The 15,548-nt window shown below is 71.7% G+C and carries 7 protein-coding genes; 1 reads left to right on the top strand and 6 read right to left on the bottom strand.

Annotated features, from left to right (window positions below; all coding sequences use genetic code 11):
* Positions 1-3: 3 nt before the first annotated feature.
* Positions 4-7,059 (bottom strand): non-ribosomal peptide synthetase, encoded by a 7,056-nt coding sequence (locus tag OHT74_RS32470; protein ID WP_328622130.1) that lies wholly within the window; start codon positions 7,057-7,059, stop codon positions 4-6.
* A gap of 198 nt (positions 7,060-7,257) precedes the next feature.
* On the opposite strand from OHT74_RS32470, the gene OHT74_RS32475 reads away from it, so the two are divergent.
* Positions 7,258-8,094, top strand: a complete 837-nt coding sequence (locus OHT74_RS32475; RefSeq protein WP_266669379.1) for a putative nonproteinogenic amino acid hydroxylase — start codon at positions 7,258-7,260, stop codon at positions 8,092-8,094.
* Here the strand turns inward: OHT74_RS32475 and OHT74_RS32480 are convergent.
* From OHT74_RS32480 to OHT74_RS32500, 5 genes are all read right to left on the bottom strand, one after another.
* Positions 8,070-9,674, bottom strand: coding sequence for an amino acid adenylation domain-containing protein (locus OHT74_RS32480; protein ID WP_328622131.1), 1,605 nt, complete (start codon positions 9,672-9,674; stop codon positions 8,070-8,072). The genes OHT74_RS32475 and OHT74_RS32480 overlap by 25 nt on opposite strands.
* The gene (locus OHT74_RS32485; protein ID WP_267000929.1) at positions 9,671-10,759 is read right to left on the bottom strand and encodes an ornithine cyclodeaminase family protein; all 1,089 of its coding nucleotides are present in this window, start codon (positions 10,757-10,759) and stop codon (positions 9,671-9,673) included. The genes OHT74_RS32480 and OHT74_RS32485 overlap by 4 nt, the downstream gene beginning before the upstream one ends.
* A 16-nt stretch (positions 10,760-10,775) precedes the next feature.
* Positions 10,776-12,569 carry an ABC transporter ATP-binding protein gene (locus tag OHT74_RS32490; RefSeq protein WP_328622132.1) on the bottom strand — a complete coding sequence of 598 codons (1,794 nt, stop codon included), beginning with the start codon at positions 12,567-12,569 and terminating at the stop codon, positions 10,776-10,778.
* A 49-nt stretch (positions 12,570-12,618) separates the two neighbouring features.
* Positions 12,619-14,310, bottom strand: coding sequence for an ABC transporter ATP-binding protein (locus OHT74_RS32495; protein ID WP_328622133.1), 1,692 nt, complete (start codon positions 14,308-14,310; stop codon positions 12,619-12,621).
* A 104-nt stretch (positions 14,311-14,414) separates the two neighbouring features.
* Entirely contained in the window at positions 14,415-15,155 is a 741-nt protein-coding gene (locus tag OHT74_RS32500) for a thioesterase II family protein (protein ID WP_328622134.1), read from the bottom strand.
* Positions 15,156-15,548 lie beyond the last annotated feature (393 nt).

The following is a 15,548-nucleotide window of genomic DNA, read 5'->3' on the forward strand; positions in this document are numbered from 1 at the left end:
GTGTCAGAAGTCATAGTGTGTGTCGCTCCAAACAGAGCCGGGTGCGGACGGCTCCGGGGTCGGGGGCAGGGTCGGTGACGGGGGGCCGGTGGGCGGTGCGGACTGGCCCGCGGCCAAGGTGCGCAGCACCGCGGCGACATGATCGACGTAGCCGTCGGCCTCCGCCTCGTCGAGCAGGTTGTCGTCGTAGGTGAGGTCGAGGTGCAGTGCGTCGCCCTTGACGCGTGCGTACAGCCACAGGTCACTGGTGGCGGGCAGATCGTTCACCAGCAGGTCCTCGACCACGTAACTCTCCGGGCGCAGGCCCGCGTTCTCCCAGCTCACGCCCAAGTCGAGCAGCAGGCTGCGGCCCGGTGCCGCGCGCAGCGCCAGCCGCTGCGCGAGCACGTCGAACGGCAGCCGGGAGTGCTCGTAGGCCTCGAAGATCCCGGTCTGGACCCGGGACAGCAACGCGCTCCCGGTCACCGCGTCGTCCAGCGTGACCCGGAGGGGCACCGCGTTGACCAGGTAGCCGATCAGCGCGTCGGCCTCGGGCCGGTGGCGGAGTCCCGCGGCGAAACCGACGACGAGGTCGGTGGCCCGGGTGCGCTGGTGCATGGTGAGGGCGAAAGCGGTGACCACCTGTGCGAACGGGGTCGCGGGGGCGCCGCCGAGCACGGCTGCGGGAAGGGACCGGTGAACCAGTGCGGTCCGGCCCCGGCGGCTGCGCCGGCGGGCCGGGTCCACGGGATCGGGCCCGTCCGCGACGCCTCGGAGCCGCTCCCGCCAGAACTCCACCTCGCGCTCCGCCTCGGGCCCGGCCAGCCACTCCTGCTCCTCGCGGATCCACTCCTGGTAGGTGTAGGGGAGTCGGGGCAGTCGGGGCGGTTGGCCCGCGACGGCCTGCTCGTACGCGGTGAACAGGTCGTCCAGCAGCACGTCGACGCTCGCCCCGTCGTAGATCAGGTGGTGGGCGGTGACGGTGAGCAGGTCACCGCCGACGGGTCCCGCGAGCAGCCGCACTTCGAACAGCGGCGCCTTGTCGAGGGCGAAGCTGACCCGTCGGGCGTCGTGCAGCGCGGCCGCGACCTCCGGCCCCGAGGGGTCCGCGCCGGGCAGATCCACGACGACCAGCGGGGCGCCGTCCGGCAGTTGGTCCAGCACGGTCAGCTCCGCATCCGTACCCCGGGGCAGGACCTGCGCGCGCAGCATGTCCTGGCGCTCGACGACGGCACCAAGGGCGCTGCGGAGCGCGCCGGCATCGATCCGGCGGCCCAGCCGTACGAGGTCGGAGATGATGAAGGTGTCCGAGCCCGCCCACCGTGAGGTCAGCCAGACACGGTGCTGTGCCCGGGACAGCGGCAGGAACCCGCTCTCCGAGGACGCCTCCGCGACCGGGCCTCGCTCCGCGGCGGCCTGCGCCGACTGACCTTCCAGTGCCGTGGTGAGCGCGGCGACGCTCGGGAAGGTGAAGACGGTGTGCACCTTGACGTGCAGGGCGTGCGCGATGCGCGCGGCGGCCAGACTGTGGCCGCCCATCTCGAACAGGTTCCCGTCCGGGTCCGTGACGGGACGCTCCAGAATCTGCGTCCACACGTCGGCGACGCGCTGCTCGGCCGGGGTGAACGGCCGGGCGGCAGCGGAGGATTCCGCGGCGGCCAGGGCCTCGTCGGGCGCGGGAAGCGCCCGGCGGTCGAGTTTGCCGCCCGCGGCCACCGGGAGGGCCGGCAGGCGCACGAAGGCGGCGGGCATCATGTAGGCGGGCAGCCGCCCCGCGAGGTGCCGGCGGAGCGCCGCCGGGTCCGCGTCACCGACCACGTAGGCGACCAGCCGTGGTTCGGCGCCGTTCGTCGGGAGCACGGCGGCGTTGCGCAGGCCGGGTGCCTCGGCGAGGACCGCGGCCACCTCGTTCGGCTCGACCCGGTTGCCCCGGATCTTGAGCTGGTCGTCGGCCCGGCCCAGGTACTCCAGGCGCCCGTCGGGCAGTCGGCGGGCCAGGTCGCCGGTGCGGTACATGCGCTCTCCCGGGCGTACCCGGCTGGTCACGAAGCGGGCGGAGGTCAGCTCCGCGTCGCCAAGGTAGCCGCGGGCCAGGCCTGCTCCGCCGATGCACAGTTCGCCCGGAGCTCCCAGCGGCACCAGCCCGCCCCGCTCGTCGAGCAGATCCACCCACTTGCCGGGCAGCGGGCGGCCGATCGAGGCGTCGCCGGAAGCCGTCCCGGACCGCGTGCCCGGCGTGCCGGGGGCCTCTGCCCCGTCCACCGGCTCCACCGTGGTCACCACACTGTCCTCGGCCGGCCCGTACTCGTTGAACAGCCGGACGCCGGGCAGGAGTTCGGCATGCCGGGCGGCGAGCGCCCGGGTGACGCGCTCCCCGCCGAGCACGACCTCGCGCACCTCGCGGAACGCCGGGCCGACCTCGTCGAGCAGCATCTGGTAGAGACTCGGCACGAGCAGCACATGGCGGATCGGGTGCTGCCGCATGACCGCGGCCACATCCTCCGGAGTGAGCAGCTGCTCCCGGGTGACGATCACCATGGGCGCGCCCGAACCGAGCGCGCTGAACACGTCGGCGATGCCGGCGTCGGCATGGATCGGATCGACCTGGAGGACCGCCCCGCCGGAGTCGAGGCCGTAGTAATCGATGCGGAACCGGACGGAGTTGACTATGCCGCTGTGCTCCACCATGACGCCCTTGGGTGTTCCGGTGGAGCCGGAGGTGTACACGACATATGCGAGGTCGGCGGGGCCGGCGGCGCGGAGCGGCCGTGGCTCGTCCAGGACCCCGGCGTCCTCGGACGCGTCGCCGACGGTCACCGTGGGCAGGCCCTCGGCGACCGTGGTCTGCGTGAAGTCCGCCGAGGTGACGGCGGCGACCGCGCCGCTGTCGCGGAGCACCCGCGCGATCCGGGCCGGCGACTGCTGCGGATCGAGGGGAAGGAACGCCGAACCGGTCTTGAGGACGGCGAGCAACGCGACCGGCATCCACTCGGAGCGCTCGCACAGCACCGCGACCACACGGTCGGGCCCGGTCGGCGCCACCGCGGCGATCCGGGCGGCCAGGGCATCGGCCCGGCGGTCCAGAGCGCGGTAGGTCAGGACACGGTCGCCGCAGACGACGGCCCGGTCCTCGGGCGCGCGCTGCACCTGCGCGCGTACGAGGTCGAGGAGGGTGTCCGCGGTGCGCGCGGCAGAGGCGCTCTCCCCGGTACCGGCCGCGATGAGCGCGGTGTGCTGTGCACCGGGCAGCAGGGGGGCTGCGCCGACCGGGGCCTCGGGGGCGTCCGCCAGAGCGGTCAGGAGGTGGTCCAGCTGGCCGGCGAGCCGGTGCGCCGTCGCCGCGTCCAGTACGTCCTCGCGGTAGGTGATCGCCACCTCGATCGGACGGGCCGGGCCGGGTTCGCCGAAGCTGAAGGCGAGGTCGAACCCCTCCGCGCCGCTGTCCAGGCGGATGTGTTCGGCCGCCGGGCCCTCCTCGGTGCCCAGCGGGTCCGTACCGGAGACGGCGGCCTCGACCAGCACGTCGAAGAGCGGATTGCGTCCCGTGATCCGCTCGCGCCCCATTGCCTCCACGAGGTTCTCGAAGGGGTACTCCTCATGGGTGCGGACCTCCCGCGCGTGCGCCGCCACCGCCGCCACCACATCGGTGAAACCGAGCTCCGGCCCGACCGGGGTGCGCAGCGCCACGGTGTTGACGAACAGCCCCACCGAGTCCGCCAGTTCGGGACGGTCGCGGCCCGAGACGACCGTGCCGAGCACGATGTCCCCGGCCCCGCTCCAGCGCAGCAGAAGGACGCGGACGGCGGCCACCATCGCCGTGAACGAGGTGGTGCCGAGCTGTCGGCACAGGTCCTGCACGGACCGGGTCGTGTCTTCGCCGAGCGTGAGGCGGACCGTGCCCGCCGCCGAACTGCGCTCCGTCGGCCGGTGGCGGTCGAGCGGCAGGTCGACGCTGGGCGCGCCGTCCAGGGTGCGCCGCCAGAACGCGCCGCTCTGCGCTTGGTCCGGGCGGTCGTACCGGCCGAGCGCGTACGCGCCGTACTGCGTGGGCTCCGGTACCTGTTCCCTGCCGCCCAGGAACCGCTGGAGGTCGCGCAGGATCACCGCGAACGACCAGCCGTCGCAGACGCTGTGATGAATCGACAGCAGGAGCGTGCCGCCGGGGCGCCCGTCCTCGACGAGCCAGTGGGCACGCAGCAGGGGACCTTCGGCCGGGTCGAACACGTGGCGCTGCTCCGCATCCGCGATGCGCCGCAGCAGACCGGCGGCGCCCTCGGCGCCCGCCCGGTGGACGCGCAGTCCGGGCCGGGCCCGCTCGGGAGCCAGCACGATCTGGTGCAGGCCGTCGGGGTCGGCGCGGAACACGGTGCGCAGGGCCTGGTGCCTGCGCACCGTCCGCTCCAGCGCGTCCGCCACGTCGGCAGCCTCGTGGGCGCCGGGCAGCCGGAAGGCCTCCACCATGTTGTACGGGCGCACTTCCCCGCCCTCGTACTGCTCGAGGAACCACATCCGGCGCTGGGCGTTGCTCGCGGGGACGGGGTCCGGGGTCTCGGGCCACGGTGTCCGGACGGCGGGGTCCGCGCACCCGTCGGCCGCGGCGCGGCGCAGCAGCGCGCCGAACCCTTCGGGAGTGCGGGCGGTGAACACATCGCGGACGGTGATCACGCCGCCGCCGGCAGCCGCGCTGAGCCGGCCCGCGAGGTCGGTGGCGGTGAGGCTGTGGCCGCCCGCCGCGAAGAGGTCCTCGTCCCCGGTGCGCGGCGCGGCGCCGAGCACGTCGGCCCAGATCCGGGTGGCGGTGCGGTCGGCTTCGTCGTCGGGCTGCCAGACCTGGCCGTCCAGGCTCGCCACATGGGCCAGGATGGCCACGCGGTCGATCTTGCCGTGCAGGGTGACGGGCAGCTCGTCGACTCGCAGGATGCGGCCCGGGACCATGTAGCCGGGCAGGCGCACCTCCAGCCGGCGTCGTACGTCGGCCGGTTCGAGGTCCCGGTCCGAGGTGTAGACGGCCACGACGCTCGGCGGTCCCGAGGGGGCGGTGAAGGGAAGGACCGTGGCGGCGACGATGCCCGCGACGGAGCTGAGGGACGCCTCCACCTCGCCGAGCTCGACCCGGTTGCCGTGGATCTGGATCTGGTTGTCCCGGCGGCCCAGGAAGACCAGCTCGCCCCGGTGGTTCCAGCGGCCGAAGTCGCCGGTGCGGAACACCCGGACGCCGGGGTGCGCGGGGAGCTCGCAGAACCGCCCCGGGCCGGTCGGTTCGTCATCGGCGTAGCCACGGGCCACGCCGGGGCCGAGCACGTGGATCTCGCCGGGGATGCCGGGCGGTGCGTGGTCCCCGTGTGGCGTGAGCACCAGCACGCCGAAGCCCTCGGAGGGCCTGCCGACCGGGACGGTGGTCAGCTCGGGGAAGGCCGATCCGGGGCAGGTGAAGGTGGTCGCCTCGATGGTGGCCTCGGTGGGCCCGTACAGGTTGCCGAAGGTGCCCACGCGCAGTCGGTCCGCCAGCCGGGGCAGGAGCCCTGCCGGGATCTCGTCGCCGCCCAGCAGACAGATGCGGACTTCTTCGGCGGCTCCTGCGGGCAGCCCTTCGGCCATCACGGCGAGCAGGGAGGGAACACAGTTGAGGACGTTCACGCGCAGGCGTCGCGCCGACGCCCAGAACTCCGGGGGCGAGAGCGTCTGGGGTGAGCCCATGACCACCACGCAGCCGCCCGCGGTGAGCGTGGTGAAGATCTGGTACGTCAGGGCGTCGGAGGTCACCGCCGACAGCAGGGCGCACCGGCTCTCCTCGTCGAAACCGAGGAGCCGCCCCGAGGTGAGGGTCTTGTGGGCGAGCTGACGGTGGGTGAGCGCCACCGGGCGGGGGAGGCCGGTCGATCCGGAGGTGAAGAAGAGGATGGCCTCGTCGTCGGGACCCGGTCCGGCCGCCGCCCCGGGGCCGTCGGCGGTGGCCAGGGCCTGCGGGGACACCACCGGGATGGCCACTTCTCCGGGCAGTTCGTCCTCTGCGGAGATGACGCAGACGGCTCCGCTCAGGCGCAGCTGACGGGCGACCCGCTCCGGCGGGTGCGAGGGGTCGAGGGGAACCATCGAGGCGCCCGCCCGCAGTACTGCCAGCACCGCCAGCACGAGTTCGGGGCTCTTGGGCAGCAGCAGTGCGACCCGGTCGCCCGGCTTCACACCGTGGTCGAGCGTGAGCGACCGCGCGGCGCGCGACGAGCGCAGCGCCAGCTCCCGGTGGCTCCACACCACGGTGTCGTCGGACACGGCCTCGCGATCCGGGAAGCGGTCCGCGGCGTGGTCGACGATGCCGGTGAGGGTCGCGTCGGCGAAGTCCGCCGCGACGGGCAGGCCCGACCACCGCTCCAGTTCGGCGCGCTGTGCGGGACCGAGGACGTCCAGGTCCGCGACCGGCCGCCGAGGTGAGCGGCCGAGTTCCGCGAGGGCGGCCGCCGTGCAACGAAGAAGGGCTGCCGCGGCCACCGGCAGCTCGCCGTCCGCCTCGGCGGTCAGGGTCAGCCGGCCGTCTGCCCGGCGCAGGGTCAGGCACAGGCCGACCGGCTCCAGCAGTGTGCCGCCCGCCTCCTCGCACACGACGCCGAGCCGGCCGAGAGCACGGCCCACGGACGCACCGGCGAGCTGCAGACGGGAGGCGATGGCCTCCCGGTCGGGCCAGGCGAGGGGCAGGGCGGATTCGAGTTCGGCGTGCAGCGCCATCAGGAAGGCCGAGGCCGGTGCCTCGCGGTCGAGTGGAGCGCAGAGCGCGAGCTCGTGTGGCGCCGCGTCCGTGCCGGTCCCCGTACCCGCCCCGGGCGACCGGGTGGGCACGGGCACGAGGATCACATGCCGGGGTTCCCCCTCGAGCGCGGCCAGCGCGAACCGGGTGGCCGCGACGGTCAGCAGCAGGAGGCCGGTCGCGTCGCCGCCCGTCAGGGTGTCCAGCCGCTCGGTGACTGCGGGTTCCAGGACGTATTCCGGCGCGTCTGCGTCCGGGGACACGACATCCAGGAACGGAACTCCGCTGCCGCCCGCCAGCCGGGCGAGCCAGGATTCACTCAGGGCATTGTCACTCAGCATTTTGTACGCTCACCCAATACCTTCGATGGTTCTGAAGAACTTGACGGCACCTTAAGATCCTGCGCAAGGGAAATGGGCCTTGTCAATCATGAATCCGATGCCCACAGTCGGCCATTGCCCTCTCTTCCGTCGGTCGTTATGATTGCCGATCACCGGCCTCCGGCGCCATCGTGCGCTCACCAACCGACGGGATCTCGCATGCTCAAATCGCAAAGGCTCGCAACGCTTCCGATCGATTCCTACGACCTTGCCGAAGACCTTTCGGTCATCGACTCGAACGATGCTGGAGGTGAGTACGACGCATTTTCCTTCGGATACTGGTCCGCGCATGTCCTCGCGAACTCCGGGGGGAGCGGCAAAGACACGGCGTTCCGGCCCTACGAGGGGCAGCTCACCCTGACTGACCTGGGAAGGAAGCTTCCCGGAATCATGTCGCTCGTCACCGACAACTTCCCTCTCGAGAGGCTGCAGTGGGTACGCATCTTCGGCCTGAGTGACGGAATTCTCGCGCCGCATGTCGATTTCCTGGAATTCTCCGAACCGGGTACTCGGCTTCAGATACCCCTGCGCACGGACGAGGACTCCCTGCATTCCGAGAACGACATCGTCTATCACCTCCGCCGTGGCGAGGTATGGAAAATCCACACCACGGTTCCGCATTCTGCCCGGAGCGTCTCACCGCTCGCCAGGCTGTCCCTCTGCCTTGATTTCTCGGATGCCGAAACGCCCATCGAAATCAAGAACACCATCCCGTCGGAACTGCCCGTCCGCATCATTTCTCGACCTCCGGTCTCGGAGGCCGACGTGGCGGAGCTGCTGTCCTCCGCGGCCGATATGAACGCCACCAACCTGCGCGCCTCCTTCCGGAAGTTCGCCGCGCTGCCCTTCACGCGCCAGGCCGATGCGACGGCGGCGTTCGACTGGTTCGTCGAAGCCGCCGTGCGAACCGGGGACGACGCACTGGTCGAGAAGGCCAAGGCGTTCCGGACGTACTGCATCGAGAAGCGCGGCTACCGCGAGGCGTTCGCCTGGTGAGGCACCAGGGACAGGGGCTGCGCCCCCTGGCCGGGCAGCGCCTTGCGGTCGAGCTTGCCGTTGGGTGAGACGGGCAGGCCGTCCACCAGCCACCAGCGCACCGGCACCATGTAGTCGGGCAGGACCGCGAGCAGCGCCCGGCGCAGTTCCGGGGCCGGCGGCGGATCACCGGTGAGAGCAGCGTGCAGCTCCACCGCCCCGCCGGCCCGCACCACCGCGAACGCCGCGGCGTCCTCGACCCCGGCGAAGTCCGCGAGGCGCGCCTCCACCTCCCGGGGTTCCACGGCATTGCCCCGGATCTTGATCAGGTCGTCCATCCGGCCCAGCAACTGGAGCGTCTGGTCGGCCCGCCACACCCCCCGGTCCCGGGTGCGGTACAGCCGCTTGCCCGGACGGAACGGATCGGGCACGAACGCGGTGCGGCTCAGCTCGGGATCGGTGTACCCCAGGGCCACCCCCACACCACCGATGTACACCTCCCCGACCTCCCCGTCGGGCACCGGCACGCCGTGCTCGTCCAGCACGTAGACGTAGGTGTTCCACACCAGTGACCCGACCGGCGGCCTCGGTTCGAGATTGCCGGCCGCGCCGCTCATCGAGTGGCTGGCCACCATGTGGTTCTCGGCCGGCCCGTAGTGGTTGTGCAGGGTGATCTCCGGCCGGCGCGTCAGCAGTCCCTCCAGAGCCTCCGTGACCTTGACCGTCTCGCCCGCGCTGATGATGTGGCGCAGGTCCGCGGCGTGCTCGAGGTTCGTCGGGAGCGTCATGACCACGTCGATGAGCGACTGCGGGAAGTCCACGACTTCGATGCGTTCGTCGATGACGAAGTCGATCAGATCCCGTGGATCGCGCCGCACATGGGGCTCCGGCACGTGCAGGCACCCGCCCGAGGCGAGCGTGTAGAACATCTCCTGGACCGACACGTCGAAGGTCAGCGGTGCCACCTGGAGGACCCGCCGTCCGCGCCCGAGCCCGGAGCCGTCCACCTGCCAGGAGATGAAGTTGGCCAGGCAGCGGTGGGTCTGGACGATGCCCTTGGGGTTGCCGGTGGATCCGGAGGAGAAGATGACGTACGCGGGATCCTCCGGCGCCAGCGCCCTGCGGACCGCCTCCGGCGCCGCGCCGCCCGCCGGATCCGGTGCCACCAGACCCGCCAGACCGGTCGTACGCATCCCCGGGGCACCGGTGTCCAGCGCCCCCGGATCGGCCAGGACCAGCAGGGCCGCGCTGCTCGCCCGCAGAATCTGCTCGATGCGCTCGGGCGGGTACGTCGTGTCCACCGGCAGATAGGCGGCCCCCGCTCGCAGCGTGCCCAGGACCGCCGCGGTGAAGTCGGCTCCCGCCCGCGCGGCGATGAGCACCGTGTCACCGCGAGCGATGCCGAACTCCCGCCCGAGCCGGCCCGCGACGGTGTCCGCGAGACGGTCGAGTTCCGCGTACGTCACCTCCCGGCCCGGCTCGCGCACCGCGGGCGCCCCCGGGTGCGCGGCCACCTCGCGGTCGATCAGCTCCAGGACCGTGGCCACGCCGGTGTCCACCACCGGCCCGGCGTGCCCGGGGGGAGGGGACGCCGCGGTCATCGCCGCGCCCCCTGCTGCCCCTCCCAGGACCGGGTGACCGACCCAGGCAGGAACGAGTAGGGGTCCTGCGGGTCGTCGGCAGTCGCCTCGATGGCGATGTGGTGACCGACGCCGAGGTCCCGTGCGAGCTCCTCGAACACCTCGACCATGACGAGGTCCTGGAGCGCCAGGCCCGTCGAGTCGTACACGGTGGTGACCGGGGACAGCTTCCGGTGGGCCTCCGGGTCCCGGAGGATCTCGGTGAGCGAGGGCCCGATCTCCTCGGGAGTGAGCTGCTGGCAGTCGCCCTCGGCTCGCGCCTGCGCCACGTGGTCGGGGCAGACGACCGCCTTGCGCAGCAGCTCCAGCGGCAGCTCGGTCTTCCCCGGCATGTCGGAGCCGATGGCGTTGATGTGCACCCAGGGCTTGAGGTTCGTTCCCTGGATGACCGGTCCCGCGTACGGCGCGACCGAGGTGGCGGTGCACAGCACGTCGGCCCGCTCCTCCACCTCAGCCAGCGGCGCGATGCGTACGGCCCCGGCAGGCAGCCGGGACCTGGCCGCGAAGGAGTTCTCCGCCCGCACGTCCTCGTCGCACACCAGGATCTCGGAGAAGGAGAAGACCCGGGACAGGGCGTGCAGTTGCGTCACGGCCTGCGCGCCGCAGCCCACGAGACCGAGGACCGCGGAGTCCGGACGCGCCAGCACCCGGCTGGCCAGCGCGGACGCTGCGCCCGTACGGATGGCGGTGGCGAAGGTCCCGTCGATGACCGTCCGCAGGTGGCCGCTGTCCGCATCGAAGGCGCACAGGGTGGACAAAATGGTGGGCAGCTGGTTCTTGGCCGGATTGTGCGGGTTGTAGCCGACCATCTTCATCGACACCGTGGCGCCGTGCCGGAGCGCGGGCATCCACTCCAGCAGGCCCAAATGCGGTGTCTCGATGAGGAATCCGTCCCGCTGCTTCATCTCCACCGGTGCGTCGCGGCCGGTGGCGAGAACGGTTTCCAAACGGTCGATCGTCAGATCGTAGAGTTGCCCCAGCCCCACCTTCGTGACGATGGTGGCGATGGCTTCGGCGTCGACTATGCGCGTGCGCTCAGCTTGCAACGGTCTCTCCTGGCGCTCAGTGTTCGGGCTGGTCCGAAGAAGGTGAAGGAACAGAGGATTTCGAAGGGGCCGAGGGGCTGCGCCCGTGCCAGGACTCCCACAGTCCGGCGTACGCGCCTCCCGCCGAGACGAGCTCGTCATGAGCCCCTTGCTCGGTGATGCGGCCGGCCTCCATCACGACCACACGGTCCGCGTCGTGGGCGGTGTGCAGCCGGTGGGCGATGGCGATGACGGTGCGCCCGCGCAGCACGCCGGCGAGCGAACGCTCGAGGTCGCGGGCGGCCCGCGGGTCGAGCAGCGAGGTGGCCTCGTCGAGTACCAGGGTGTGCGGATCGGCGAGGACGAGCCGGGCCAGGGCCAGTTGCTGTGCCTGGCCGGGCGACACGGGGTTCTCGTCGGTGCCCAGCTCGGTGTCGAGACCGTCCGGAAGGGCCCGGACCCAGTCCTCGGCGGCCACGGCCGCGAGGGCCGCCGTCACCTGCTCGTCCGTGGCGTCCGGCGCGGCCAGTGAAACGTTCTCGCGCACGGTTCCGAGGAATACGTGGTGTTCCTGTGTGACCAGTGCGACGTGGCGGCGCAGTTCTTCCAGCGGCAGTTCGTGGACCGGTACTCCGCCCAGCGTGACCGATCCGGTACGCGGCTCGTGGATCCCCGCGAGGATGCGGCCGAGGGTCGACTTGCCGGCCCCCGAGGGGCCGACGATGGCGATGCGCTCACCGGATCCGACGCTGAGACTGACGTCCTCGATCACGTCGTGACCAGCTCGGTAGGCATAGGCGATGCCTTCCGCGGCCAGCCGGTCGCCTTCGGGCCGCCGGCCGGAGTCGCTCGCCGGTCCGGCCTCGGCCTCGATGCCGATCAGGCGGGCCAGCGAGGCGTCGCCGACCTGCAACTCTTCGAGCCAGCCGAGGAGTTCGTCCAGCGGGTCGATCACGGCCCGGGTGTAGAGGGTCGCGGCGGTCACCTCGCCGAGGCTCACCCAGCCCTCGATGTAGAAGAGGCCGCCGAACAGCAGCGTGGCGGCGACCGGCAGCACGTAGCCGAAGTCCATCAGCGGGAACCAGACGCTGCGCAGGAACAGCGTGCGCCGCTCCGCGCCGTTCGCCCGCTCGACGTCCTCGTCCGTGCGGCGGATGCGCGAGCCGGACCGGTGCAGCGACTCCACGCTGCGGGCGCCGGTCACCGTCTCGGAGAGGCCCTGGGCGAGGTCGGAGTAGGTGGCCGCCTCGGCCAGGTAGGCGTCCCGGGCACGTGCCAGGTACCAGCGGGTCGACCAGACGATGAGCGGGACGGCGACGAGGCACGGCAGGACCATGATCGGGCTGGTCACGACCAGCGCCACCAGCGTCAGTACCACCGAGAGGCTCGCCACCAGGATCGACGGCGCCCCCATGCGTACCGCGTTGGACAGCGAATCCACGTCGCGGGTGCTGCGGGTCAGCAGATCGCCGGCGCCGGCCTTCTCCACCGTGTGCAGGGGCAGGGTCAGGACCCGCCGTACGAACCCCTCGCGGATGTCGGCCAGGATCAGCTCACCGAGCCGGGCCCCCTGGAGGCGGGCGGTGCGGGTGAACACTCCCTGGAGCAGCAGGAGTCCGGCGATCGTCAGCACGGTGATGTCCACCTGGTCGGTGGTGATGCCCTTCTCCACCTGCCCGACCAGACCGCCCAGCAGGGCGGGTACGACCAGACCGCAGACCGTGGCGAGGACGAACCAGAGCACGGTGCGGGTCAGCAGGCCGGTATGGCTGCGCACCAGGCCCCGTACGTGACGGCGGACCGTCTTCGCGTCGGCTACCGGAAGACTCACTGGGCACTCCTCTGAGGGCGGCTGTCGGAAGGACGGGGGACGATGACGGTCACGTCTCCTCCCGCATGACGAGGGCGGCGTACTGGGACGCACCGGTGGCGAGTTCACGGTGTGTGCCGGTCGCGACGACCTTGCCGTCCTCCACGTAGGCGACCTCGTCGGCCTGGTCGAGCAACAGCGGGCTGTTGCTCACGACCACGGTCGTGAGCTCCGCCCTGGACCTGTGGAGCCGTTCGGCGATCACCGATTCGGTGTGCGCGTCCACGGCACTGGTCGGATCGACCAGGACGAGTACCCGGGGCTGCGCTGCCAGCGCGCGCGCCAGCCGGAGCCGCTGCTGCTGGCCGCCCGAGAAGGCGGAGCCTCCTGCGGTGACGACGGTGGCCAGACCGTCCGGCAGGGCCTCGACGATGTCCTCCGCGTTGGCGTTGTGCAGGGCCTGGGCCCGCACCTGGTCCGAGCGTCCGCCCAGATCGTCGGCCAGGACACCGGAGAAGAGGGTGTCGTCGTTGCGGGCCACCAGGACGAGGTCACGCACCTGCTCCAGCGGCAGCGAGTCCAGTGGCACGCCGCCCACGGTCACCTCACCCGGGGCGTAGCGCCCGAGCCGTTCGGCGATCTCGGCGCCCTCCTCCGGAGTGGAGGCGGCTATCGCGGTCATCAGTCCCGGCCGGACCCGCAGCCCCGATGCCGCGTCGTACAGGTCGGGCGCCTCGGAGAGCTCGGCCCGTGCGAGGTCGGCGCCGGCGTCGGGCTCGAGGGCCAGTACGCGCACGACGCGCTGCGCCGCCACATCGGCGCCGACGAACGACTGCACCGCCGAAGTCGCGGTGCGCATCGGCAGCATGAGGAACGCGGCGTATCCGTAGGCTGCGACGAGTTCACCGGCGGAGAGACCGCCACCGACGGCGAGGCGGGCACCGATCCAGACGACCGCCACCACGAAGATCCCGGGGAGCAGCACCTCGGCGGCGGGCAGCACGGATTCGACCTTCGCCACGTGGACGCCGGCCTCCCGCAGCCGCTGCGAGTCCTTGCGGTAGCGCTCGCCGAACGCGGCCTCGCCGCCGATGCCGCGCAGGACGCGCAGACCGGACACGATGTCGCCGGCCCGGTTCGTCAAGTCACCCTGCAGGTCGCGGTAGCTGCCGATCCGCTTGTGCAGCGGCCTGAGCAGCGGGCCCGTGCCCGCGAGCAGGACGGGGACGCCGATGAGGACGAGCAGGCCGAGGGTGACCGAGGTGGAGAGCAGCACCATGGCGACGAGCACGACGGTGACCGCGCTGCCGATGCCGCGGGCGAGGGCCCCGGGCAGGGCGCCGATGCGGGAGATGTCCGACGTGCCGATGGCCACGACCTCGCCGGTGGAGATCCGCTTGGACAGGGTCGCGCCCAGCCGGGCGGCCTGCGCGGCCACGAGGCGGAACGTCAGGTAGTTGGCCTTGAGCCGGCCGATCGTGTCACAGCGGTGGCGCAGGACGCTGCCGGCGGTGGTCACCAGGGCGAGCCCGATGATGACGCCGGTCCAGACCAGCAGCCGGTCGGTGTCCTTCTCCGACATGGCGTCGATGGCCCGGCCGATGGCGAAGGGGGTCAGGCCCATGCTGGCCATCCACAGGCAGCCCCACAAGACCCCGAGGAACAGCGTGCTCGACTGCCGGCCGATCAGCCATCGAAGATAGCTCCGGGGCGACCGGAGGTCCGGATCTCCCAGTTCGGGCAGCGGATTGTTGCTTGGCAATGCGAATTCCTTCGGGGTTGTCCCGTCCCGGATGGCCGGGGCGGTCAGGGGGACTGAGGGGTACGAAGCGGTCTGCCGTCGGGGACGCCCGGGAGCGTCCCCGGTCAGCTGTGCGGTGGCAGCAGACCCAGGACGAACGCCCTCAGTTCGGCGGTCACGCGGCGTGGATCGGCGAGGGGGTAGAAGTGGTCTCCGGGGAAGGTCCGCACGGTGCCGGCGCCGGCGGACCAGGCCGGCCACTTGCGGATGTGGTCGTCCGTCACGCCTGCATCGTCCTGCCCCCGCCACGCGGCGAGCGGGCAGGGCAGGAGAGCGTCCTCGCCGGGTGGTGTGTAGGAGTCGCAGATGGCGTTGTCGCCGCGCAGGGGTCGCGCCACCGCCGCGGCCAGGCGGGGGTTGGCCCCCACGGCCGCGGGCACGACGCCCTCCGCGACCAGTTCGGCGACGAGCTCCCCGTCGGTCAGTCGGGATGAGCCGGAGGGCTCGCCCTGGTCGTCCGGTGCCCGGCAGGCCGAGGCGACGAATCCGTGGGGCCACCGGCCGTGCTCCCGGCCCAGGACGCGGGCGAGCTCGTACCCCACCAGCGCTCCCATGCTGTGGCCGTACACGAAGTAGGGCAGGTCGAGCCGGGCAGCGAGTGCCGGCCCCAGCTCGTCGAGCACCTCCGCCATGCCGGTCGCGGGCTCCTCGCGCCACCGGTTCTCGCGGCCCGGCAGCTGTACGGCCAGCAGCGCGATGTCCGGGCCGAGCAGTTCCTGCCAGGTGCGGAACTGGAAGGCGCCGGAACCCGCGTGGGGCAGACACACCAGCACGGCCTTCGCGTCGCGGGGCGGGTCCCACTCCACGAGGGGTGAAGGTGACGCTTCTGAATGGAGGCCCACTGTTTCCCTTGTCAGTCGAAGGTGGAGTTCAGCGGTCGTGAACGGTCCGTGCTCGGCGACCGGAAATGACTTCAACGGTGGACGCGGTATGAGAGGTTGGGGCAAGGTCGTCATGCACTGCCCCTCGAGTGAGACTCGATGAGAAATGCACAGCCCCCACCTCTTCGCCAACATTCCTACCACGGAGTGGACTTGGAATGTCAACAGGCGAATAGCGCACCCTCCTTGTGGTCGCTTTCAGGCCGGACAAGTGGATGCTGTCGTCCGGCGGCCTCATCTGCATCCGCTCCGCGGCCTTCTCCATCCAAAGATTTATATCGTGAACCCGGTCGAGTCTGCCTTGAGTCCCGCTTTCGA

The organism is Streptomyces sp. NBC_00354 (genome assembly GCF_036106915.1).
Lineage (GTDB): Bacteria > Actinomycetota > Actinomycetes > Streptomycetales > Streptomycetaceae > Streptomyces.